Annotated in this window: 20 protein-coding genes and 3 pseudogenes; 10 read left to right on the forward strand and 13 right to left on the reverse strand. The window is 57.7% G+C overall.

All coding sequences use genetic code 11. The features are described 5' to 3' along the window. Positions 1 to 100 precede the first annotated feature (100 nt). The 5 genes from EJ068_RS12810 to EJ068_RS12830 all read left to right on the forward strand — a co-directional run bounded on the left by EJ068_RS12810 (position 101) and on the right by EJ068_RS12830 (position 5675). Positions 101 to 793 (forward strand): B12-binding domain-containing protein, encoded by a 693-nt coding sequence (locus EJ068_RS12810; protein WP_127403231.1) that lies wholly within the window; start codon positions 101 to 103, stop codon positions 791 to 793. An 84-nt stretch (positions 794 to 877) separates the two neighbouring features. Then, complete coding sequence (locus EJ068_RS12815) at positions 878 to 1909, forward strand: GlxA family transcriptional regulator (RefSeq protein ID WP_164757246.1); 1032 nt, start codon at positions 878 to 880, stop codon at positions 1907 to 1909. Positions 1910 to 2621: 712 nt separating this feature from the next. Next, complete coding sequence (locus tag EJ068_RS12820) at positions 2622 to 3329, forward strand: class I SAM-dependent methyltransferase (protein WP_129554583.1); 708 nt, start codon at positions 2622 to 2624, stop codon at positions 3327 to 3329. Positions 3330 to 3490: 161 nt separating this feature from the next. Next, positions 3491 to 4486, forward strand: coding sequence for a 2-oxoglutarate and iron-dependent oxygenase domain-containing protein (locus EJ068_RS12825; RefSeq protein WP_129554584.1), 996 nt, complete (start codon positions 3491 to 3493; stop codon positions 4484 to 4486). Between the two features lie 637 nt (positions 4487 to 5123). Beyond that, positions 5124 to 5675 (forward strand): SET domain-containing protein-lysine N-methyltransferase, encoded by a 552-nt coding sequence (locus EJ068_RS12830; RefSeq protein WP_126080611.1) that lies wholly within the window; start codon positions 5124 to 5126, stop codon positions 5673 to 5675. Between the two features lie 223 nt (positions 5676 to 5898). Here EJ068_RS12830 and EJ068_RS32595 read toward each other — a convergent pair. From EJ068_RS32595 to EJ068_RS32600, 3 genes and pseudogenes are all read right to left on the reverse strand, one after another. Continuing rightward, positions 5899 to 6236: pseudogene (locus EJ068_RS32595) on the reverse strand (ATP-binding protein); the annotation flags it as partial. Beyond that, positions 6231 to 6676 (reverse strand): annotated as a pseudogene (locus EJ068_RS12835) (transposase); the annotation flags it as partial. The pseudogenes EJ068_RS12835 and EJ068_RS32595, both read right to left, overlap by 6 nt. Before the next feature lie 194 nt (positions 6677 to 6870). Beyond that, on the reverse strand, positions 6871 to 7143 hold the full coding sequence (locus EJ068_RS32600) for a hypothetical protein (RefSeq protein ID WP_189512686.1): 273 nt from the start codon (positions 7141 to 7143) through the stop codon (positions 6871 to 6873). On the opposite strand from EJ068_RS32600, the gene EJ068_RS12840 reads away from it, so the two are divergent. The 5 genes from EJ068_RS12840 (at position 7127) to EJ068_RS12860 (ending at position 15535) form a co-directional block, all read left to right on the forward strand. Next, positions 7127 to 8245 (forward strand): TlpA disulfide reductase family protein, encoded by a 1119-nt coding sequence (locus EJ068_RS12840; protein ID WP_348527803.1) that lies wholly within the window; start codon positions 7127 to 7129, stop codon positions 8243 to 8245. The two genes, EJ068_RS32600 and EJ068_RS12840, sit on opposite strands and share 17 nt — an antisense overlap. Positions 8246 to 8675: 430 nt before the next feature. Then, positions 8676 to 9404, forward strand: a complete 729-nt coding sequence (locus EJ068_RS12845; RefSeq protein WP_127403225.1) for an SDR family oxidoreductase — start codon at positions 8676 to 8678, stop codon at positions 9402 to 9404. 469 nt (positions 9405 to 9873) lie between these two features. Then, positions 9874 to 11103 carry an ATP-grasp domain-containing protein gene (locus tag EJ068_RS12850; protein WP_129554586.1) on the forward strand — a complete coding sequence of 410 codons (1230 nt, stop codon included), beginning with the start codon at positions 9874 to 9876 and terminating at the stop codon, positions 11101 to 11103. A 506-nt stretch (positions 11104 to 11609) separates the two neighbouring features. Further along, positions 11610 to 12938 carry a 4-aminobutyrate--2-oxoglutarate transaminase gene (gabT, locus tag EJ068_RS12855; protein WP_129554587.1) on the forward strand — a complete coding sequence of 443 codons (1329 nt, stop codon included), beginning with the start codon at positions 11610 to 11612 and terminating at the stop codon, positions 12936 to 12938. 797 nt (positions 12939 to 13735) lie between these two features. After that, positions 13736 to 15535, forward strand: coding sequence for an ABC transporter ATP-binding protein (locus tag EJ068_RS12860; protein ID WP_129554588.1), 1800 nt, complete (start codon positions 13736 to 13738; stop codon positions 15533 to 15535). Between the two features lie 815 nt (positions 15536 to 16350). On the opposite strand, the gene fdxB (EJ068_RS12870) is transcribed toward EJ068_RS12860, so the two are convergent. The 10 genes and pseudogenes from fdxB (EJ068_RS12870) to EJ068_RS12915 form a co-directional block, all read right to left on the reverse strand. Further along, positions 16351 to 16668, reverse strand: coding sequence for a ferredoxin III, nif-specific (fdxB, locus tag EJ068_RS12870; RefSeq protein WP_189512632.1), 318 nt, complete (start codon positions 16666 to 16668; stop codon positions 16351 to 16353). Then, positions 16665 to 16868 carry a CCE_0567 family metalloprotein gene (locus tag EJ068_RS12875; protein WP_129554589.1) on the reverse strand — a complete coding sequence of 68 codons (204 nt, stop codon included), beginning with the start codon at positions 16866 to 16868 and terminating at the stop codon, positions 16665 to 16667. Before EJ068_RS12875 ends, fdxB (EJ068_RS12870) begins: the two co-directional genes overlap by 4 nt. Positions 16869 to 16914: 46 nt before the next feature. Next, positions 16915 to 17353: pseudogene (locus EJ068_RS12880) on the reverse strand (DUF269 domain-containing protein). A 324-nt stretch (positions 17354 to 17677) separates the two neighbouring features. Then, positions 17678 to 18835, reverse strand: a complete 1158-nt coding sequence (locus EJ068_RS12885; protein WP_127308808.1) for a TlpA disulfide reductase family protein — start codon at positions 18833 to 18835, stop codon at positions 17678 to 17680. 599 nt (positions 18836 to 19434) lie between these two features. After that, positions 19435 to 20448 carry a 1-aminocyclopropane-1-carboxylate deaminase gene (locus EJ068_RS12890; RefSeq protein ID WP_024505903.1) on the reverse strand — a complete coding sequence of 338 codons (1014 nt, stop codon included), beginning with the start codon at positions 20446 to 20448 and terminating at the stop codon, positions 19435 to 19437. A gap of 488 nt (positions 20449 to 20936) precedes the next feature. Next, on the reverse strand, positions 20937 to 21203 hold the full coding sequence (locus EJ068_RS33835) for an exopolysaccharide production repressor protein (protein ID WP_348639312.1): 267 nt from the start codon (positions 21201 to 21203) through the stop codon (positions 20937 to 20939). Beyond that, positions 21109 to 21423: a ferredoxin III, nif-specific gene (gene fdxB, locus EJ068_RS12900; RefSeq protein WP_189512635.1), complete on the reverse strand. Its 315-nt coding sequence runs from the start codon at positions 21421 to 21423 to the stop codon at positions 21109 to 21111. Before fdxB (EJ068_RS12900) ends, EJ068_RS33835 begins: the two co-directional genes overlap by 95 nt. Then, on the reverse strand, positions 21420 to 21578 hold the full coding sequence (locus tag EJ068_RS12905) for a CCE_0567 family metalloprotein (RefSeq protein WP_224571204.1): 159 nt from the start codon (positions 21576 to 21578) through the stop codon (positions 21420 to 21422). The genes fdxB (EJ068_RS12900) and EJ068_RS12905 overlap by 4 nt, the downstream gene beginning before the upstream one ends. Positions 21579 to 21668: 90 nt before the next feature. Continuing rightward, the gene (locus tag EJ068_RS12910; RefSeq protein ID WP_245458601.1) at positions 21669 to 22112 is read right to left on the reverse strand and encodes a DUF269 domain-containing protein; all 444 of its coding nucleotides are present in this window, start codon (positions 22110 to 22112) and stop codon (positions 21669 to 21671) included. Positions 22113 to 22432: 320 nt separating this feature from the next. Beyond that, positions 22433 to 23596, reverse strand: coding sequence for a TlpA disulfide reductase family protein (locus EJ068_RS12915; RefSeq protein WP_245438181.1), 1164 nt, complete (start codon positions 23594 to 23596; stop codon positions 22433 to 22435). Positions 23597 to 23792 lie beyond the last annotated feature (196 nt).

The following is a 23792-nucleotide window of genomic DNA, read 5'->3' on the forward strand; positions in this document are numbered from 1 at the left end:
GCCTGAAAATCAACTCCCAAGGCTTCGAACCGGAAGCCTGGTCGGTGTCCCATCGAGATGGGGCGCCGACCTCCTTTGAATGAGCATCAGGTGAATCAACATGGCTGACGAAGAGATCATCCTTTCCGAGCTGTCCGACGAGGAACTCGTGCAGCAGATGCACGACGACCTTTATGACGGGCTGAAGGAAGAAATTGAGGAAGGCACGCGCATCCTGCTGGAGCGCGGCTGGGCGCCCTACAAGGTGCTCACCGAGGCGCTGGTCGAAGGCATGCGCATCGTCGGCGAGGATTTTCGCGACGGCATCCTGTTTGTTCCGGAAGTGCTGCTTTCGGCCAACGCGATGAAGGCCGGCATGTTCATCCTACGACCGCTGCTTATCGCCACCGGCGCGCCCAAGCAGGGCAAGATGGTCATCGGCACCGTCAAGGGCGACATCCACGACATCGGCAAGAACCTTGTCGGCATGATGATGGAGGGCGCCGGCTTCGACGTCATCGACCTCGGCATCAACAATGCGGTCGAGAAGTATATGGCGGCGATTGAAGAGCATAAGCCTGACATCATCGGCATGTCGGCGCTGCTGACAACGACCATGCCCTACATGAAGGTCGTCATCGACACGATGAAGGAAAAGGGCATCCGCGACGACTATGTCGTGCTGGTCGGCGGCGCGCCGCTCAACGAGGAGTTCGGCAAGGCTGTCGGCGCCGACGCCTATTGCCGCGACGCCGCCGTGGCGGTCGAGACCGCCAAGGACTTCATGAAGCGCAAGCATAACACCCGTAGTTGAATGGCTGCGGTGCCAACCCTGAAGGCGCCGGTGTCGTTTGCGGCCGCTCGATGTTGATCACCATCAACCAGGATGTATGACCTTATGAATGCGCCATTTTCAACAAGAGATCATTCGCGGATCGTGGGATGGAACCCCAGCCGGCAGGTGATCGACACGCAGGACGTATACCGACTGGTTATCCTAGCACTTCCCGGATTTTCGCTACTCAGCCTTTCGTCATTTGTAGATCCCCTTCGCATCGCGAATTCTGTGTCCGGTCGATCATTCTTCGAGTGGACGATTGCAAGCCTGGATGGCCAGCCGGTTGAATGCGCCAGCGGGTTCGTCCTGTCGGTCGGCAGCGACTTCGCTAGCACCGGCGAATGCGTTCCGGCTGGCAAAGGTACGAACATGGTCATTGTCTGTGCAGGCGAACGGGTCGAAAGGCAGACGTCTGCTGCTCTCAGCAAGATTCTTCGGCTTTGCAAGCGGCATGGCGTTCCAATCACAGCGTTGGGTACGGCGACATGGCTGTTGGCGGACAGCGGGTTGCTGGACGGCACCGCGTGCACAATCCATTGGGACAAGAGAGCCGCCCTCTCTGAAAAATTTGGCCGGCTTCAGGTCACTGACCGGCTATTCGTTCGTGATAGTCACCTCCTCACTTGCGCAGGAGAATTTGCGTCGTTCGACCTCGTTATGGAGCTGATCAGCGAACGCCTCGGCAGAGACATTGCATTGACCGTCTGCCGACATACGACTGCCGGGCATTGGCGCCCTGCCTCTGATAGACAATGGACCATGAATGGCGGCGAAGCCCGCATCTGCAAGCCGGTCGCCGAAGTGATTCGCATTATGGAGGAGCATATTGAGGACCCGCTGCCCTTACGCGACATTGCAAGATGTGTCGGCCGCTCACAGCGTCAGATTGAACGGCTTTTCCAGCGATCGGTTTCGTTGTCTCCCATGCGCTTTTACCTGCATTTGAGACTTAGCCGCGCGAAGCGTCTCATTGCACAAACAGAGTTGCCGATTATTGACGTCGCGGTCGCCTGCGGTTTCGTGTCGGCCTCACATTTCTCGAAGTGCTTCCGCGAAGCCTTCGGCGCCAACCCCAGTACCTGTCGCGGCTGACCTATACTCGGTGACGCCCCCTTACGAGGCCCCGCAAAATCCCCGTGCCATCAATTGGCAAGCACCTCGGCAGCCTGGCTTTCGCAAGGAGCGCTCGGAACCTACGACGGCCGATGCTCCGGTGGGAGCCGAGGCGTCGAAGAGCACCGTGCCTGACGTCGACCGAAGAAGCCATCGTCGTCTGCCGCTGGATGACGTCATGGTTTGTCCGAGAGACACCATCCAACCCCCAGCTTAGCGCCTCATCACAGACTCCAGCGCGCCAGGGCAATCCCGACCTGCCCAAAACCGCGATGGTTCCAGCCGACGCCTCCGTCGGCCGCACCCTTCGACTGCATCTACATTGCCAATGGCATCGAGCACTGGGCTGATCAACCCGTACCAGCTCATTCCGGGTCCACCACACATAGCAGGCCACTGGAATGTTAGAGCTGACAACATAGGAGGCGTGCGGGATTTTCCTGAATTTCGCGGGCGGCGCTGTACGCTGGGTCGTAAGTTCACAACCCGACACTTTGTCAGTTTTGTCGTCTGCGTACGGGCGTAGTTGGAGCAATGTTGTGTTGTTGTGCCTCAGCCCAATAGCCGAATTCATCAAAAATTGTCTTTCTTCCCGCCTTTGGCCAATTGGCACGAGCTTTGATGCTCACATTGAGAGTTGGGATCAGGAGCCGAATAGCCGCTGCCGATCATACTTAACGGAGGAGCTGCCATGAATACCGTCGATCACCAGACGACACTGGAACAAGTCGCACGACAGCGCATCAGGGACGCCCTTGTACTCGAGGGCGACGCCGATCGCCTAACCCAATTCTATCGGGGATGGGCTGGTGCCTACGATGTGGATGTTGGGTGCGAGGGGTACTGCGGCCCGATGATCGTGGCGGGACTAGCAGGCGCCGTGCAGGCAGCATATTTGAGCAGCGAGCGAACTGCCATCACAATCCTGGATGCTGGCTGCGGAACAGGCCTTGTCGGCGTGCAACTGGAACGCCTCGGCTTCGGGCTGATCGATGGGTTCGATCTTTCCAAAGAGATGGCCGAAAAGGCGCGGCAAACCCGAGTCTACCGTCATGTCCAAGACTGTGTCGACCTTAACGGGGTACTCTCTGAGTACGCCGACGCCGGCTATGATATCACGGTTTGCTGCGGTGTCTTTACACTTGGGCACGTTAGACCAGACGGGCTGCGCGAGCTGGCTCGCGTCACGCGCCCGAAAGGATTCATCATCACAAGCATCCGCAAGAGCTACGCCGAGGCCGCATTCTTCGAGGACCAGGCGCGGCGTCTGCAGGATGAGGGCGTTCTTTTACTGGCGCAGTGTCTAAGCAACGGCAGATACGTCGCCGAGGAGCGTGCGGACTATTGGGTCTTTCAAGTGCCCGAGAAGGTCAGCGCGGCAGAGCGACAGGGGTTGTGATCATGCTCTGCCTCGGGAGCGAAACCCTGTTGTGGATGACCTAAAGACGAGTAGGGGTTTTCCCAGCACGGTGGCGCGTTTCAGTCCTAATTCGCGTCACGATAAATCCAAATGGCCGGCAGCTATGCGCCGGCTTCAATCGGCAAAACAAAGGTGTACTAATGTCCAAAGGTTTAGAAGCCAGACTAGACGATAAGCTGCGCGCAAAACGCGAAAACTTTGACAAAATACCGGTGGTTGATATCGGACCGCTCCTCAATGGTACGAACAAACAGGTGGTGGCCAGGGAGATACGGTGGGCGCTTTCCAATACTGGATTCATGTATGTGAAGAACCACGGAGTCCCGCAGGATTTCATACGCTCGGTGTTTGATGTGAGCCGCAGGTTTTTTGATTTGCCATTGTCGCAGAAGTCTTCACTGCATATTGGCAATTCCGATTCGGCCTTTCGCGGTTACATTGAGCTGTTCGGCGAGAACACCGATCCGGGCAAGACCAAAGACCTCAAGGAGTGCTTCGACTTCGGACCTGAACGTTCGACCTTAGAAGGTCCCTTTTTTGGTCCTAACCAGTGGCCCTCAGGTTGGCCCGAGTTTCGGGAGCTGACATACAGATACCATCAAGAGATGGTGGGCCTCTCGAAAAAACTTTTGCAGGGAATTGCGCTCAGTCTGGACCTGGCGGAAAGCTATTTCGAGGACCTCATGCGGAACCCGATCAGCATTCAGCGGCTGCTTCACTACCCGCCGCAGAGTGGTTATATCAGCGAAGACATGATCGGAATCGGCGCCCACACTGACTACGGCAATTTGACCATCCTTGCACAGGACGACGTGGGCGGTCTTCAGGTCATGAACCGAGACGGCGATTGGGTACAAGGCACGCCAATCCACGGTACTTTCATAATCAACGTCGGGGACCTGCTTCAGCGGCTCACCAACGGTGTCTATCTGGCCAACCTACATCGCGTAGTGAATAGCTCAGGGCGTGAGCGATACTCAATCCCCTTCTTTATCGATGCTGATTTCGATGCGATCATTGAGCCATTGGCCTCATGTGTCACCGACAGCAACCCTCTGCGCTACCGGCCGGTGACTTGCGGCGAACACAAACTCGGGCGTTTCGCAGCAAGTTATGCTCATTTGGCCAAAGCATGAGAGAGCGGGCGGCCGCCTACTCGCGTGACAATACTCTGCGGGGTCGAACCGGCCCAGTCGAACTCAGAAAACGCCATAGGTGGGACAGTATTGTCACGCATTAGTCCCTTGACCGCGCCTTTGAAGCTCAATGTGCGCGGCATCTGGCGGCAACAGGGGTTTCGCAGCCACTTCCTGCGGGTATGCTAACACTTTCGAGACCTGGACCCTCGGCTGGCGTGCCACGCGCACCATCCGCAGCAGGATGAACTGCTCGCTTGCAGACGCGTTGTCACCACTCCGCCTGCCAGATCGATGCACAGGACGTTCAGCAGCGCCATTCGAAGATATCTGGTCTGTCGGATTCGCTACACACGCGTGGTAGGCAATCTCTTCGTTAGCCTCAGTCAAATAGCCGAGAGAAATCAGAATCCTCGGTTGCCGGGCGGGTGAATCGGCACGATTTTTGAGTGTTTCCTGGGAGAGACAGTAGGCGCCGCTGACTGGAACCTAAGGCGCAAAACATGGACAAGCCCCCAACTTCGTAAATTACTTGGAAACATCGGGACTTTAGGAGGACGTTCCGAAAACAGCGAAATTCCAAGCGACCTCTGGCGAAAAGTACTCATCCCTCAATCGAGCAGGCGAAAGAAACAGTATGTCTGATACTCACATAAACCAAGATCTGTCTATTTTGACGGATGACGTCGCGTGCGCAAAGCAGCTCAATGCCCGCAACGTAAAAATCCTCAGCACGGGAGGAGAAAGGGGGCGCGGGGTATTCGCTGCTCGCGACTTCCTGCCGGGGGAAATTGTCGTCATCGGGCTAATTGACCGTATGGAAACGGTTCGAACGACAAACTCCTTTCAACTGGACTGGAATGTCCATGCTCTCTTTCATAAGCCGGCTGTCATTGTGAATCATTGTTGTGATCCAAACTTAGCGATTGTGCCCAATCGCTTCGGGGCCTACGACTTCGTCGCCATTCAGCATATCTCTTCTGGCGCCGAAGTGACGTGGAACTACGCTACATCGGAATTCGAGTGCATTGGGGTATCGGTATGTCTTTGTTCGTCTAGAAATTGCCGAGGCTCAGCCGGAGGCTTCTCCACATTGCCTCGCGATCATCCTCTGCTCGTATCGGGTTTTTACGCACCGTACCTCAAGAAAACCCAGGGCACCTTCCAAGAGAGAGATAGGGTTGCTTAGCCCCCGGGAACGCAACATGCGTCGGATGACCTGCTCGTTGGCAGTGACCGCCCTGACAGTCTTGCGCGCCGCGGTGAGCGTGCGCGGCCTCTGGCCAGTAGCGGACTTCAGATGAACTGCCTTGAACCAACGTGTGCGCACAATCTGTGCAATCCCCTGCGCGTCACCTGTCAATGCCACTCGTCCCCAAAAGTGCCGAAGTAAAATTCCCCAGTTTCGCCGCTCAGGCTGTCCCGGTGGGGTGTCCATTTTTCGGTGGCCGGCCGCGCGGCCGCGATGGTGAATTTAATGTCGGCGGCGTGATGGAGGTTTTGATCGCAAGTGTTCGGGCATGAGCTCGGCGTGCTGGCGGAGCCGATAACTCGATCCTTCGATCTGGACGACGACCGCATGGTGAAGCAGGCGATCGAGAAGTGCGGTTGCGACGACAGGGTCGCCGAAGACCTCGCCCCATTCGGCGAAGCCGCGATTTGAGGTGACAATCATTGCGCCCTTCTCGTAGCGGGCGTTGGCGAGTTGGAAGAACAGATTGCCGCCACCGTGGACGACGGGCAGGTAACCGAAGCGTCGGCGCTCCTGCGCGAGGTCGCGCAGCCGACCACGCAGCTGTGTCTCTGGCGGTCGGCGAGACTGGTATCGAATCATCTTGCGATCGGCGCCGACGAAGGAACAGGCCCGACGCTCCGATAGGCCCATAACGGCCTGCAGATGCGCTACGGATTCGCGCTTGGCGGCGGGTCCTAACATTTTTTCGACAGAAGCTCGCGCAATGCCGAGGCTTCGAGCGTCGGCGAGCAGCTTCTTTAGCTTGGCGTTCTCGTCTTCCAATGCCTCGGGCGCTTGGCGTCGGAGACGTCCATCCCGCCATACTTGGCCTTCCAGCTATACAGCGTCGCCTCGGAGATCCCGTGCTTGCGGGCAAGATCGCCAGCCTTCGCACCCTCTTCATGCTCGCGCATAACCGCGATGATCTGCTCTTCCGTAAATCGCTTTGTCTTCATCAGTCCGTAATCAAGGACCCTGACTCTAATCTCAGATGGAGGAAATTCTCAGTGGCAGGTCTGTATTCAGGTGCTGCTGCGCCATCGCAGTCTGGCGCGAGGACTCTAAATGCCCAGACCGACAGCAACTGACAAAATGGCGGATTCGAAACAAACACTGACAAAAATGTCCGCATCATTACACATGGATGTTTTCAAAGGTAAATTAATGCCGTCAGCGGGCGTTCAGCGCGCTGGCACGGCGTTTGCTGGTTGAAATGCGGCAAAACTGATTGACGGCTGACTGCATCGAAGCCCGCCTGACGATAGAGGCCTCCTTTCAGTCGACTCGGTGCACCGTCTCTCAGGGAACAGCTTGCCATAAAGCCGCGCAGCTTTGGGATGGCGTTGGAGAGCAATATGGTTTTGCAGATGGGGTCGTCGGCTCCTTCGATCAATGTGGAGACTTGGGTGCGCGGCGAGCCCATCGCACATTTCCAGCCCGGCAAAGTATACGTCGTCGAATTTTGGGCAACTGGGAGTGAACCATGTGCGGCGGCGATGCACCATCTGATGCAGTTGCAGGAAAGGTTCAAGGACAGTGGGCTCGAGGTCATCGTAGTCGCGGCTCATGAAGGCGCGCTATCGACGGTTGAGGCGCGAGTCAAGCTGGACGCGTGGTTGACCGAAAAGTGCTCGAACCTGAATTTTCCGATCGCGTTCGACCATACAGGCCAAATGAAAAAGCGTTGGGTGGAAGCAAGCTTTTCTGGCGAATTTCCGACCTTGTTTGTAATCGATGTAGACGGTCGTATCGCCTATATCGGTCACGCGACTCGACTTAACGAGGTCTTGGCGAGAGTGCTCAACGGCAGCTGGCGCACCAGCGACGCAGCGAAAGTCGCCGACTCGAAGCGGATCGCCGATAGAGAACTCAATAAGCGCGAACAAGCGTTGACCAAGTCAATTAATAGGAGATTTTGGGCCGCAGTGAGAAAAGAGGACTGGGAGACGGCACTCTCAGCAGTCGAAGAGGGCAGCGCCTTGATGCCCGACGACATCAACTTCCGCTTGGCTCAGGCGCATCTATTGCTTCACAGAATGCAGGACATGCCGACCGGGTTGCCTGTCATACGCCAATTGGCTCGCGACGCGATCGAAAGGAACTCCGAGCATTGGCTGCTGGCAACATTAGACCAACTTTTCGGTCCGGCGCACGACCACTCGCACTTTCCGTCTCATGAGCGCTTCGCGCTCGGCAAAGAGTTGGCGGAGCATATCCTGGCACGCAATCCACTCCAAGGCGACGGCCACAAGTTCCGGACTTATCCGGCGGTGGCTCGATACTATCACGAGAGCGGCAACCAAGATCGTGCGATCGAGCTAATCGAGTTCGCACTGAAGTCGCTGGACAGTGCGGAACCTATGCTGGACGAGCTGAAACAGCACCTTCTACCGGACTTGCTGCAGGCCTTAGCCAACTACAAGGGTGAGGAGGTTTGTTACGGCGCCCTCTGTGCGGCTCCGCAAAGCAATGTCCTGAAGGCACGATCGCAGGGCGGGCCGAGGAGAAAGCATAAAAGGGTTTGATAGCAAGAAGGGCTTACGGGCCAATTCGTTCAGGCATATGCGTCCATCGAAGCTGAATGGCATCAATATACAGGATGTTACTACACATGTTCTGCGGATGCCTTTGAAACCCATAAAATCATGGTGGTATGGGACAAAGCCCGGGCACCTAACGAAGAAAGAAGCGTCAGCGCAGATGCTCGCATTTCAGTTCAAATCGACTAAGAGCAACGAATCGCGGCGCCGGACCGGGCTCGTGCGTCGCGCGCACGGCCATCAGGTTGGGCCTTCGGAGGCAGAGATGCCTATTCATCTTGCGGCCGCTTAATGGTCGCATCGCCGACCGGGTGGATAGGCCTTGACCACGCGGGAGAAGGTGTCCGGATTAAACCGGCCTGCGTGCGTCTCGCGTCGGCATGCTTGTAACGGTGAATGGCGAAAGGGCAGCCGAATGAAGCGTTTTATGGGGAAGGTCGCCTTAGTGACCGGGGCTAGCCGCGGCATTGGGGCGGCAATCGCCGACAGACTTGTCAGCGACGGGGCCAGAGTATTTGCGGTTCAGCTCGAGGCGACCGGTCATAGAGAAGGGATAGTCGCGGACCTTTGCGACCCCGGCGTTCCGAACATGGTAATTGACCATGTCGTCCGACAGGCTGGCCGCCTCGATATCCTGGTCAACAACGCTGGGTGCATGGTTGAAGCAAGGGTAGATGATACCGGGCTGGACGAGTGGCGACGCACAATGGCGCTGAATCTTGATGCTCCTTTCCTGCTGATCCGTCGCGCCATGCCTCATCTTCGAAGAAGTCGTGGCTCAATCGTCAATGTTGGCTCGATAGAGGGATTGGCCTCTAACCCAGGGCACGCGGCATATTGTGCCTCGAAGGCTGGGCTGCATGGCCTTACACGCGCCGTGGCAGTGGACGGCGGGCAAGACGGGGTGCGCTGCAATGGCGTAGCGCCTGGTTGGATCGATACGGATCTCAATGTCCATTTCGTCGCCGCTTTGCCCGAGAAGGCACTGGAACGGCTTGGTACCATTCATCCGTTGGGCCGAACAGGCCGCGTTGAGGAAGTCGCCGCCATGGTCGCATGGATTGCCTCCGACGAAGCTGCATTCGTCACCGGCCAGATTTTTGTCGTAGACGGTGGCCGAACTGCCAAGTTAAGTCTTCCATGACGGTTAGTCGTATTTCGAACTGGGGCCGGCCGCCTGGAACGCCATCCTCCCGCTGGCACCTGCCTTGTCGCTATCAGCCGCGACGTCGAGAACCGGGTCCGTCTGATGCTAAAGGAATATGGCCCCAGTTCCATTGCTCGGCAACGTCAGAGAATAATTGCCTACGGACATCTGCTGGGGCCAATCTCCGAGGCTGCTGTGCATTTAGGGTGAGATTTGCCGTGAACAGGAGAAGGCTCGATGGCAGATCTGGTCCTTCTACGAGGAGACGAGCGCCCCCGCCGCGGCGTGTTCGAGCGAGAGAGCATGCACTGTTCGCGTGCCTTGGCGATGTATTTTTTTAGCGGCGCTTGCACGCCTCCGGCGCTGAGCTTGCTGCCATGCCTTCACCGCTAGGACTGAACCAGGCATGATGTCTGCTTCCGCTCCTAGCTGCCGCAACAGCACGCAACGAAGGAGTCTAAAGCTCGTGGGAAGAAAAGCACTCATCTTGGTTGAAGGTGATAGGGGTAATGGTCCGCGCCACATCCAAGCGGCTAAACGTCTCGGCTTTCATCCAATTACGCTGGCAACGGATCCGGCCCAGTACAAATATCTCGTAGCGGAAAACGTCGACGCTGTTCGTGCTGACACCGGTAATATCGATGCTCTGATCAGTGAATGTTACCGGCTGCGTTTAATGTATGAAATTGCCGGAATTACTGGCTTTGTGAGCGATGACGTATCGCTTTCCGCCATAGTTGGTAAGCTCTCTCGGCACTTCGGTCTACCTGGGCCGAACCCCGCGTCGGTGGAACGATGCCGCGACAAATTCGCTCAACGTAAGCTTCTCGAGGAGGCTGGCGTGTCAGTACCTGCATATCACCGAGCAGCGAACGCGAAGGAGGTGGAAAGCTTTGCCACCCACATCGGATTGCCGGTAGTTGTCAAGCCAGTCCGGGGCAGCGGAAGCATGGGTGTTAGGTTGTGCAGCAATGTCGAAGAGTTAGCAGCACACTCGGCTAGTCTGTTGGGCAGGAAGAACATACGACCTGATTCGCAAGGGATACTGGTCGAAGAATTCGTACAAGGCCCTCATTACGGCATTGACATACTAGGATATGAGGTAATTGCCATTGCCGCCCTAGACTTTGGTGTACAACCGTATTTCATCTGCCGCGAGTGCACCTATCCCGCCGTGCTTAATGATGACGAACGTGCCAGCGTTGACGAAATTTCGCTCAGCTGTTTGCGAACTCTCGGCCTTGGCTGGGGGCCAACGAATATTGAACTCCGGTGGACGAAGCGTGGTCCAGTTGTCATTGGAGTCAGTCCACATCTTCCAAGCTCGCCCGCTCCTGAACTGGTTTGGCTAGCTTACGGAGTGGATCTCATAGCCGAGCACATTAAACTTGTGACCGGTGTCCAAAAGAGGTTGCGCAGAAGCCCCACGGATACCGCGGCCGCGCGGTTCCTGGTTCCTGATCGCGATGGCAATCTCGATTGGACCGATGGCGACGATCGGTCGGCTGAAGGCGTGGCCGAGGTCGAGTGGTATATCCCACCCAAGACGCCGATCGTCAGGAAAGGAGATTATCGAGACCGCATCGGACATGTCATCGCCGTTTCAACCAATCGCGCTCAAACCCAGACGATGCTTCAGCGTGCCGCCGATTCAATCAATTGGTCGATCACACCATCTGCGAACCTTGGCGAATAGAGGCAACCTGGGACCCTTACTTCCATGCAAGAACCGAGATCGGGACTCAGGACGGACAGGTTGCGAGAGGATCGAGGCCACGGCGTGCGCGGGTGTTTTCGCCTTTCGTCCCACACTCCGATTCGTCGCCACCGGTTAGGCGTGCACTTTGCGGAGCGGTGCGCATGTCGAGTTGATCGGAGGAAGGGCCGCCGCATGAGGCGGTTTGTCGCGAAAGTCACGGACCCGCAGCGCATCTTGGTCGGGCTTCCGACATTCTTGCTCAACTTCGGACAGAAGAAGGATTGCGGGTTCGAATCGGCAACGCCTCTCGCTGCAAGAGCGATGTGATTGCATAGGGTTAAGTAAATGGCGCGGCGCTTGCTTCAGCCCTCTAGGCGCGGAGAAAAGCGCGTCACAAGTAACCTAGCATGATCCGAGGGGGCCGAAGGGCAATTTTTTAGGACGAATTGAAGTTCTTTCGGATGCCTTGACGCAGTTATAGTCATCAACAGGAGTGTAGTCGAATGACATCTAATATTGATCTGGATGAGCGCCGGAAGGCCGCTGTCTCGGCGGGGGCCTCTTGCTCGTTTCCAATATACGTGGACCGCGGTCGAAATGCAGAGCTTTGGGATATCGAGGGACGGCGATACATTGATTTCGTAGGTGGAATGGGTGCTCTGGCGGTCGGACACTCGCATCCCGACATTGTTCTTGCCGTACAGGCTCAACTTAATAGGTTCAGCCACACGTTCTTCGGCACCGCTCCTTATGAAAGCTACATTGCTCTGGCTGAGCGTTTGAACGAGCGTTGCAAGGTGGGCGGATCGGCCAAGACATTGCTCCTCACGACTGGTGCAGAGGCGGTTGAAAACGCTGTCAAGCTTGCCCGCGTCTACACAAAACGGCGTGGAATCATTGTCTTCGGCGGGGCATTTCATGGTCGTACGCTCTTGACGATGGCGATGACGGGCAAGGTAAACCCATACAAACAGGCGTTCGGGCCATTCCCTGGGAGCATCTATCGCGCGCCCTTCCCCAATCCATATCGGGGTGTCAGCGTGGAGCACTGCCTTTCGGCGTTGGACACGCTCTTCGAAACTGAGATTGAGCCAAGTGCGGTCGCGGCCCTCGTCATCGAGCCGCTTCTCGGTGAAGGTGGCTACATCCCCGCGCCCCTAGCATTCATGGAAGGCATTCGGCGGCTTTGCGATCGGCATGGGATCGTCCTCGTAGCCGATGAGGTTCAATCCGGCCTAGGGAGAACCGGCCGCCTGTTTGCCATAGAACATACCGGCATCGAGCCTGACTTGATTCTGATGGCCAAGAGCTTGGCAGCCGGGCTCCCGATTGCGGCAGTGGTCGGCAAGGCGGAGATCATGGATTGCGTTGGCGTCGGCGGCGTGGGCGGAACATATGCGGGGAATCCGTTGGCATGTGCGGCTGCATTGGCAGTGCTGGATGTCCTCGACCGAGAGAATCTGCTGGTGCGGGCTCGTGAGATTGGTGCGCGCCTCACCGCTGGTTTGCAACAAATTCAGAAGAAGAGAAACCGCTCGGTGATTGGCGACATTCGTGGATTGGGCGCGATGATCGGCGTCGAACTCGTCGAAGATGAAGAAACCCGCAAGCCCGCGCGTTCCCTCACCGCCAAAGTGATCAAGGAAGCAGCCAATCGAGGTTTGCTGCTCTCAGAGGCCGGCCGACACTTCAACGTGATCCGATTCCTTGTTCCATTGACCCTGTCGGATGCAATCATCGAGGAGGCTTTGAATATCATCGAAGCTTCCATCGATGCAGTCGTCGGTAATGACCTTGCTCCCGACGGCCCCGCGGTCGCTCAGGCCTCGTGACAATGTCTTGACCTTTCGAAACGCCCCTTGTCTAGCGGCCAACGATCGCCGGCGCCGCAGCAGCTGACCTTGTGGCCTTCCGCTGTATCCGGCCACCCGGTCTCGCATGTATCTACATGCACCCGGCAGGCGAGCCTTGCCGGGTGTCGTAATACCTGTATCTGCCGGCGCGATGCCGAAGCGCTCAAGCTTTGCCGTCGCCCGATTGGTATTTGCGTCCTCATCAAAATCGGCGCGGGTCGTCTAGAGACGTAAATCCGCTTACGCCTGCGACATCCTGCCTCGGCCAGCCTATCCTGCGCGCATCGTCCTCGATCACACCCACGGCTCATGACATAGCCGACTGTGCCGACGCCCGAAAAACAAACCCGCCAAACCCCAATCCCCACCTCCGCTCCGAACTCAACGGCCGCCGCCGACGCTCGGACTTTGGTAAAAGCACTGCCACGGCAACCAGCCGCGCCATCAGGCTATCGAAAAACTCATCGCTGTTCTTTAAGGCCGTTAAATGCAGTCGACCATGTAATAGCCTTTCTTCTCTACCTGCGATCGTGTTGTCGGATTCGGAACAATTATGTTGGTTCCCAACCTGCCATATCCCGTTAAGTTATTGAATAGGTGTAAAACTATTTCTTGAGGCTCTTTCCGCTCAGTTGGCACGACTTTTGAACATCACCGTCGTGAGGCGGCAGGAGCTGCCCGCCAAAATTGATGCTGTTATGGGGGAGGTCGAAAATTCCAGTTTTGTCTTTTAACGTCTTTGGGACCGAGCGTGTTGATGCGCCCGCTTGGAAACTATGAAACGTTTCCCCGTCTATGGGCGCGGCGCCACTTGTCGCGACGTTTTCGCCTTCACTGTCCGCCACTGGAGCCGGCAGCCGGCCCGGCTCGCGATCATCATGACCGCTATGCTCGCCTCCACGCTGGCTGACGTGCTGATGCCGGTCTATTCAGGTCGTCTCATCGATGCTGTTGCAGGTGGCGCTGCTGCAGCACCGGCCTGGCATTCGGCCCTTGCAGCCTTCTCTGTACCGATTGCGCTTGCGCTCGCTGCCATTGCCATGCGCCACATCGCCGTCATTCGCCTGAACGATCTTTTGCTGAAGATGATGTCCGATGTCGCGAACGAAGCATTCTATCATGTCCAGCGCTTTTCGACGGACTGGCATGCGAACAGCTTCGCGGGCTCGACAGTGCGCAAGATAACGCGCGGCATGTGGGCGCTCGACCCTCTAAACAGCACAATATTGGTCGCGCTGTTCCCGTCCTTTATCATCTTGGTAGGTTCGACGGCGCTGCTCGGCTGGCATTGGCTGGTCATGGGGCTGATCTTTGCTTGCGGCTCTGTGATCTATCTTGCGTTTTCGATTTCGCTGTCGCTCAGCTATGTCGCGCCGGCGGCAAGCCTTGCCAACCAATGGGACACAAAGCTCGGCGGCGCGCTTGCGGACGCGGTCAGTTGCAACGCTGTGGTCAAAGGCTTCGGCGCCGAGGTTCGCGAAGACGAGCGGCTTGCAAATATCATGACCAGATGGCGGCACCGCGCGCGCCGGAGTTGGGTGCGCGGAACGATCATCGACTCTACCCAAGGCGTAACTTTGGTTGCGCTCAGGGTGGCGGTGGTCGGATATGCCCTGCTTCTGTGGTCGCATGGACAGGCAACGGCGGGCGAGATAGCATATGTTCTCACGTCCTTCATCGTCCTGCAGGGCTATCTACGTGATGCCGGCATGCATGTACGCAACGTGCAGCACTCGGTTAATGATATGGAAGAACTGGTGGCCATCCACAATCAGCAGCTGGATGTTGCGGATGGTCCAGAGGCCAAGCCGATCCGGATCACGACGGGCCGCATCGATTTCCAGAACGTCCACTTCCGCTACGCCAACCATCCCCTGCCGATCTATAGCCAATGTTCGCTGTCGATTGAGGCTGGCGAAAGGGTTGGGTTGGTTGGACCCTCCGGTTCCGGCAAGTCAACATTCGTGAAGCTCATCCAGAGACTCTACGACCTGAGCGGCGGCCGGATCCTGATAGACGGCCAGGACGTCTCCGAGGTGACCCAAGAGTCGCTCCGTTCGCAGATCGCGATCGTGCAGCAGGAGCCAATCCTGTTTCACAGGTCGCTTGCCGAGAACATCGCCTATGGCCGGCCTGGCGCGAGCCAGGCCGAGATCGAGCAAGCGGCACGGCTGGCAAGTGCCCACGACTTCATCGCGCCCCTGCCGAAGGGCTATGGGACATTGGTCGGCGAAAGGGGTTTGAAGCTCTCCGGCGGCGAGCGCCAGCGCGTGGCGATCGCGCGCGCCTTCCTCGCGAACGCGCCGATCCTTATTCTGGACGAGGCCACATCGAGCCTCGATTCGGAATCCGAGGTGCTCATTCAACAAGCGGTGGATCGGTTGATGGTAGGCCGAACCACACTCGTCATCGCACACCGGCTGTCGACAGTCCGCTCGCTCGATCGGCTGCTCGTATTCGATCGTGGCCGCATCATGGAGGACGGCGATCATGCCGCGCTGATCAATCTCGATGGTGGCATTTACCGCCGCCTGTTCGAACGGCAGGCGTTGGAGCTAGCGAAGGGCCTGGCCTGAGCGCCAACCGGATTGCGCGACGCGCCGAGCCGTTGCCGGAGAGGCGTGTGGCAGTGAGGCCTTACCGACGAGCGGCGGGCGTTACGGCCGGCAAAACCAGCACGGCCGGAACTATCCGCCAAGCGGGCGAGCGGGAATGCACCACGTCTAAGCTTCGGCGAATGCGCGCAGTTACACGCGGGCACCGAATTGTCGCGCCTCACGGCGCACGCACCAAAAGGGCGGGAATGTCGACGGCCCGGGAAGAGTGCGGCCCTCGCCGTTACCCACATCTCGCCAAAGGAAGCGAAGTCAACGCACATTGAGAGGGCGGTGCTTCCCGGCCGGCTGGGATCCCTGTCGCTGGCCCAACCTACCGCACGCCGGCCACCTCAACGCTTCAAAGTCCCTTCGGTTCGCAAAGTCGTCCCCTTGGAGACCCGGAAGCGCAGGAGCTCCGACCGCAGTCTTCGCTCAACTCTCGCCATCTGCTCCGGGGGATTGGATTCCGTTCCCTTGCTAGCACAGTGGCAGCTGAGCACGAACTCGCCGGCCTCGTGTCTTTCGATTACGGCCAACGGGCTTAGGAAGCGATTGGTTTCGCCGGCCCTCTGCGGAGCGAATGAACAGTTCTACAGATCATCGACGTCCGCGAAAAAGAGCACGCTGCCGAAATAGCAGGCCTGAAGCAGCAGCGAACAGGCCAGGCGTCGTGACGACTGCCACTCGGAGAGTCCAAAGCGAAGTAAACCGTCGACGCATTGCTGCACAGGACCAGCCACACGAGCCGACAAAAAGATATAAAGTGCAACGCCGTTCTCCTGGTTTTTGCCAGATCATGTTGCGAGCTCGTCGGCCGCAACATGCGTCTGGCAGTTCTTGGGGCAGACGCGGCCGCAGGCTCCGCAGCCGATGCAGCGGCTGGCATCATCGACAACCATGATCATGCGATTGAGCTTGCCGTCGAAATCATCGTCCTCGTCATCGCAGGGGCCGAGGATTTCACCCGCATCATCAACGCCGTGAAGATGCATGACATCGCGCGAGCAGACCTTGAAACAACGGCAGCAGCCGATGCAGGTCTTGCTGTCGATGGAGGTCAGGTACGACGGCATCCAAATGGAGCCGTCACGGGTGGTGAATGTGCGCATCATCCTAAATTCTTCATTGAAGCGAGTTCTCTCTTGGCAACATCCAACTCGGCATAAACGGCTTGGGTTTTCTCGGCGACTTCCTGTATGTCGGCCCACTTGCCCGGCAGACCCTCGACAAGGTCCTGCAATGCCATCTTGGCAATAGCTGCACGCAACTGGAGCTTTCGGACTTTCTTGCTCATCTTATCTAGGTCTGACATAGATCCTTCCTGGAACAATGGTTTTGTTGATGCGCTCCATCTCGGGCTAGGCTTCAATGGCTGCAGTCGCATCGTCGACCAGTTTCGTACCGGCCTCAGCAAGTTTGCGGAAAGTCTCGAAGCCGAACCGGTGGACGTCTCGACAGAACGCCCAACCGCTGGAAGCCCGCAGGGGCTTCATTCCAATTATTCGTCGACACGCCGGAGCGCTCCTCGATCGCAAGCGCTACGGCGGTGTAAAACATGTCGAGCCTCCACAGCGCGTCAGGATCGGGATCGCCGCCAAAGGGTACCGCACGTTGCTGTTGCTTGGTGATGATGAACTCGGCCAGCAGCTCGGCATCCGAATGGCCTTCCCATAAGCCGAAGGAATCCTGAGTACGAATGAGCCGCAGGAGGCATTTGACGAACGGGGAAGCAAGGGCCTCGTCGTCCTTGTGGACAGCAGGGCCAACCGGTTCATGAGGAATTTCGTTGTTCGTCATTTCAGTCTTCGTCTTCGAGGTACGATTTCCTTTTCCTGCGATGCCCACTCCGGGTCGGCTTGCGTGGCCGACGAATGGCTTGGGCGGGCCAACCCCAAGAGTGCCCCGTGGCCGACCTCGACATGTCCACGAGTGCGAGACCTGCGGCGCGAATTCGCGGCGCACATCGTCTGCGCCGCGATCCGACCGGTGGTCAACGCAATTGAAATCCAACCTGCCGCAAGCCGCCGCCCTGCTGCATCGACATACTTGCTGCGAAGAGAGCCTCGATGGGCGGATTGGCCAGTGTTCAATTCCAATTGTCAGTCCCTTCGCGATTCTTGCTCAGGAAGTGACTGCGTTTTGAGTTTCGGGTGCCTTCTTTTGCGGAGCCACACAAAGATCCGCGTGACAGGCAGGCTCACCCGTGTAGTTGGCCAGTGCTTCGAGCAATGGGGTAAGATAGTACTGTTTGGTGTGGTCCGGAATTGGCCCCAGCCGGTCCACCGATTTCAGTGCCACCTCGATCAACTCGATTGCGCGATCTTTGTTGCCGCTCTCGTAATAATACTGAGCTACCGGGAGGTACCGGAGGTATTTAAACGGGCCATCGCCGTTCGGGGGATTGAGTGCCAGTATCTGTTCCGAGAGCTCGTTGCCCATCGCAAAGCGCTCCGCGCGCGGAAGATGGGAATTGTCCATCGTGGGATCGAAGAGTTGGTTGAGGGCCAAGGCCATCCACGACACCGCGTCGGACGTTTTGTCGATCGCGTCCTCGACCAATTCTCGCATGACCGGCATGCCGGTCTTGATGTCGCGCAGCTTGTGAAGCAGAAGATCCGCATGAATCTGCCGGAACTCACAAGAGTCTGGCATCAAGGCGAGGCCTTCTTCGATGGCCAAGAGCGCCGCCGTCCAATCCTCGGCCTGCATCGCCGGCTCAAGTTTGGCGTATATCGGCCCGGTAAGCGACATTTCGCGCGCTGCAAGTTGGTTATGCGCGATGCGCTTTGCATCGGCGGCTTTCGCTTCATAGCTGCTGCGCCAGCTGCCGTTAAGGACTTTCGGCAAAACGTCATCGAGTTCCGCCGGGTGGCCGATAAAAGCGATGTGGCCGTCGCGGTCGACCACGAACGAGGTGGGAATCCCAATCGAAGAGCTGGGATCCATCCAGAGCTTGTTCATTTCGCCAATGTAATCGAACCCGATACGATAATTCAGATTCGGGAACTTCTCGGTCAGCCAGGCATCCACGTTGGTCCGCGCCTCGTCTGCGGTAGGACCCTGTTCGCAGGCGGCAACTCCGACCGCCTCAAATCCGCTGCCTTCATATTTCTCCTGCAGTTCGATCAAATGGGGCATGGCGTCGACACATGGTCCGCACCAAGTCGCCCAAAACTCAACGAGGTAGACCTTGCCGGGCCGAAAGTTCGTGAGGGGCTCGCCACGCAGCCAGTTCTCCACTTTGATCGCAGGAGCCGGGGACCCCATACGCAGTTCCATCTTGGTGTCCAAAGTCATTCCACACCTTTCGTCTCTTTTGTCGCGGAATATTTTCCAGTCAAAATCGGACACGGTCTCGAGGGCATCGCTCCCTCTGGCTTGCTTCAGCGAAGCTCTCACCGTGTTGCCGCACATCAAGCTGCAACGGAGGTGCCAATTCCCTCAGCTCCGGTAAGCGGCGGGAAATGCTTTGAAATTCTCCACGAGCCCAAATGCGGCCGATTGTCGTGAACCCGACATGTCTTCTGCCGCTGTCGGGTTTCGCCCTATCACTCTTGAGAGCTTGGACGGCTCGCCTGTGATTAGACTGGCCTCGGTCCTCGAGCAGTGGCAGTTTGGCGCCAGTTCGAAAGCGCGAACTCGCCGGCTTGGTCCTCGTGCCGCCACCGCCGCGTGTGGATTCTTGCCCCGGAGTCAAAATTCGCCTCGCGGTTGCCAACGGCGGCATGCGCTCAATCCGCGTGGCGTTGAGCCCCGACAGCACGTAATGGTACCAATTAGTGGATGCCCGTCGCTGCCTCCACTTCTCCAGCCAAGCGCTCGAACGACGCTCCCTACCCACGTTCGAGCGCGACCGCGGAATCGCAGACTGCCGAACGTCAGCCGTTGCGAAAGGTGTAGCCGTACCCGTTGATCGCCGGCGCGCCGCCTAGATGTGCGTAGAGGACCCTCGATCCCTGTGGAAAGAAGCCCCTCTGGACGAGGTCGATCATCCCTTGCATCGATTTGCCCTCGTAAACGGGGTCGGTAATCATGCCCTCGAGCCGCGCGCACAAACGGATTGCCTCTTTGGTTTCCTCCGATGGAACGCCATAACCCGGGTACGCGTAGTCCATGAACAACACCACGTCTGCCTCGACAATTTCCGCTCCGAGGTGGACGAGCTTCGCTGTATTTTGGGCGATGCCAAGCACCTGCGCCTTGGTCTTGGCGGGCATGGCGGAGGCATCGATACCGATCACGTTGCGCTGTCGACCATCCTTGGCGAACCCGACGAGCATGCCGCCGTGGGTTGAACCAGTCACCGTACAGACGACGATATAGTCGAAGGCAAACCCAAGCTGCTCTTCCTGGGCACGCACCTCCTCAGCGAACCCCACATAGCCCAGGCCGCCGTATTTGTGGACAGAGGCGCCGGCAGGTATCGCATATGGCCTGCCGCCCCTTGCCTTGACTTCATAAAGTGCCTTTTCCCAGCTGCGGCGGATGCCGATGTCAAAGCCCTCGTCAACCAGGCGCACCTCTGCCCCCATGATGCGGCTCAAGAGGATATTGCCGACCCGGTCGTAGACAGCATCATCATGTGGGACCCAGCTCTCCTGGACCAGGAGGCATTTCATGCCGATCTTGGCGGCGACCGCAGCGACCATGCGCGTATGGTTGGACTGCACGCCACCGATTGTGACGAGCGTATCGGCATCTGACGCGATCGCGTCGGGCACAATGTATTCGAGCTTGCGCAGCTTGTTTCCGCCGAACGCGAGACCGGAGTTGCAGTCCTCGCGTTTGACGTAGATTTCCACCTTGTCGCCCAGATGCTTGCCGAGGCGGTCGAGCCTCTCGATCGGCGTGGGTCCAAAGGTGAGCGGATAACGTTCGAATTTTTCCAGCATGCTATCTCCAGCAAAAAAGTACCTGAACCGGCTACGCACCGGTCAGCCCAGGGGTATGTGTGATCAAAGACACCCGTCTTTCGAAGCGGGTGCAGAAGTCCGGTAGTGCAGCACCGAGTTTGTCATTGCGACAAGCACACCGCATCCAGCGTGCTGCGATGACTTTTATGTGCCTAATCGACCAACCACCCGCATCTCCCGGCCTAAGGACACCGAATGTGGTCGCGTGTTAGCCGAACACAGATTCCCTATACGATCAGCTCAGTCATCAGAGGGTGACCAAAATTGGTGTGGGTCTGAGCACTGATCCTGTCATCCGCGCATCAAAGCAGCAGCACATGCTGGGCATTCGACCAAGCCGGGACACAGCTGAAAATTGCATTCCGCAGTTGATCAGAGTCAGACGACTGGTACCCGAGCTTTCCTGTAACCATCGGCATGCTGGCCCCTGTGGCGAGTTCCACGAGCGCGGCTAGAGGACTGCCAGATCAGCGGCCGAAGTAGCCGGCCTGAAGCAGCAGCGAACAGGCCAGCGTCGTGACGACTGCCACACGGAGCGAATCCAAAGCGAAGTAAACCATCGACGCATTGCTGCACAGGACCAGCCCCACGAGCCGACAAAAAGATGAAGTGCACGCCGCTCCCCTGGTTTTCGCCAGATCATGTTGCGAGCCCGTCGGCCGCAACATGCGTCTGGCAGTTCTTGGGGCAGACGCGGCCGCAGGCTCCGCAGCCGATGCAGCGGCCGGCATCATCGACAACCATGATCATGCGATTGAGCTTGCCGTCATCATCGTCCTCGTCATCGCAGGGGCCGAGGATTTCACCCGCATCATCAACGCCGTGAAGATGCATGACATCGCGCGAGCAGACCTTGAAACAACGGCAGCAGCCGATGCAGGTCTTGCTGTCGATGGAGGTCAGGTACGACGGCATCCAAATGGAGCCGTCACGGGTGGTGAATGTGCGCATCATCCTAAATTCTTCATTGAAGCGAGTTCTCTCTTGGCAACATCCAACTCGGCATAAACGGCTTGGGTTTTCTCGGCGACTTCCTGTATGTCGGCCCACTTGCCCGGCAGACCCTCGACGAGGTCCTGCAATGCCATCTTGGCAATAGCTGCACGCAACTGGAGCTTTCAGACTTTTTTCCTCATCCTATCTAGGTCTGACATAGATCCTTCCTGGAACAATGGTTTCTTGATGCGCTCCATCTCGGGCTAGGCTTCAATGGCTGCAGTCGCATCGTCGACCAGTTTCGTACCGGCCTCAGCAAGTTTGCGGAAAGTCTCGAAGCCGAACCGGTGGACGTCTCGACAGAACGCCCAACCGCCGGAAGCCCCCACGGGTTTCATTTCTATTGTCGGCGACGTCGACACGCCGGAGCGCTCCTCGATCGCAAGCGCTACGGCGGTGTAAAACATGTCGAGCCTCCACAGCGCGTCAGGATCGGGATCGCCGCCAAAGGGTACCGCACGTTGCTGTTGCTTGGTGATGATGAACTCGGCCAGCAGCTCGGCATCCGAATGGCCTTCCCATAAGCCGAAGGAATCCTGAGTACGAATGAGCCGCAGGAGGCATTTGACGAACGGGGAAGCAAGGGCCTCGCCGTCCCCGTGGACAGCAGGGCCAACCGGTTCATGAGGAATTTCGCTTTTCCCCAATTTCAGTACTCCTCTTGAAGGACGATCTCTTTTTCTGCGATGTGTGGTTCGGGCGCTTGCGTGGGCGGGGAATGGCTTGGGCGAGCCGATCCCACGCAACAGTGTCCCGTGGCCGACCTCGAGCACGTCCACCAATGCGAGACCTTTCACCGCGGCGCGAACGCCTGCGCCGCGGTTCGACCCGAGGTAAACGCAATGGAAATTCCACCTGCCGCAAGCCGCGCACTTTTGCGGCATCGACGTTATTGCTGCGAAGTGCGCCTGGGCGGGCGGATTTGCCGGTGTTCAATTCCAATTGTCATGCCCTTCGCGATCCTTGCTCAGGAAGTGACAGCGTTTTGAGTTTCGGAAGTCTTGTTTTGCGGAGCCACACAGAGACCCGCGTGACAGGCAGGCTCACCCGTGTAGTTGGCCAGGGCTTGGAGCAACGAGGTGAGGTAGCGCTGTTTGGTTTGGTCCGGCACTGGCTCCGAATGGTCCAGCGATTTGATTGCCACCTCGATCAACTCGATCGCCCGGTCCTTGTTGCCGCTCTCGTAATAATACTGAGCGACCGGAAAGTAACACCCGAATTTAAAGTCTCCATCGCCTTGCGGAGGATTAAGTTCCAGGATCTGTTCGGAGAGCTCCTTGCCCATCGCAAAGCGATCATCATGCGGAAGATGGGAGTTGTCGATCGTGGGATGGAAGAGTTGGTTCAGCGCCATCACCACCCAAGACATCGCTTCGAACTTTTTGTTGATCGCGTCCTCGACCAATTCGCGCATAAGCGGCAAGCCGGTTTTGATGTCGCGCAGCTTGTGAAGCAGAATATCCGCATGAACCCGCCGAAAATCAAAAGAGTCTGGCATCACGGCGAGGCCTTCTTCGATGGCCAATAGTGCCGCTGCCCAATCCTCGTCCTGCATCGCCGGCCCAAGTTTGGCGTATATCGGCTGACTCAGCGACGATTCGCGCACACGCGAGATTCGCTTTGCATCGACGGCTTTCGCTTCATAGCTGCTGCGCCAGCTGCCGTTAAGGACTTTCGGCAAAACGTCATCGAGAGGTGCCGGGTGGCCGATATAAGCGATGTGGCCGTCGCGGTCGACCACGAACGAGGTGGGAATCCCGAACGAAGAGCTGGGTTCCAGCCAGAGCTTTTTCATTTCGCCAGTGCAATCGAACGCTGTCCGATAATTCAGATTCGGGAACTTCTCGGTCAGCCAGGCATCCACGTTGGTCCGCGCTTCGTCCGCGGTTGCAGCCTTTTCGCAAGCTGCGACTCCGATAATCTCAAATCCGCTGTCTTTATATTTCTCCTGCAGTTCGATCAAATGGGGCATGGCGTGGACACATGGTCGGCACCAAGTCGCCCAAAATTCAACGAGGTAGACCTTGCCGGGCCGAAGGCTCGTGAGGGGCTCGCCACGCAGCCAGTTCTCCACTTTCAGCGCAGGAGCCGGGGACCCCATACGCAGTTCCATCTTGGTGTCCAAAGTCATTCCACACCTTTCGTCTCTTTTGTCGCGGAATATTTTCCAGTCAAAATCGGACACGGTCTCGAGGGCATTGCTCCCTCTCGCTTGCTTCAGCGGAGCTCTCACCGTGTTGCCGCACATCAAGCACGGCAAAGGGCATGCCAACCCTTCTTAGCTTCGGCAAGCGCCGGTACCGCCTTGAATAAGCGAGCCCTAACAC

The organism is Mesorhizobium sp. M2A.F.Ca.ET.043.02.1.1 (genome assembly GCF_003952405.1).
Classification (GTDB): Bacteria; Pseudomonadota; Alphaproteobacteria; order Rhizobiales; family Rhizobiaceae; genus Mesorhizobium.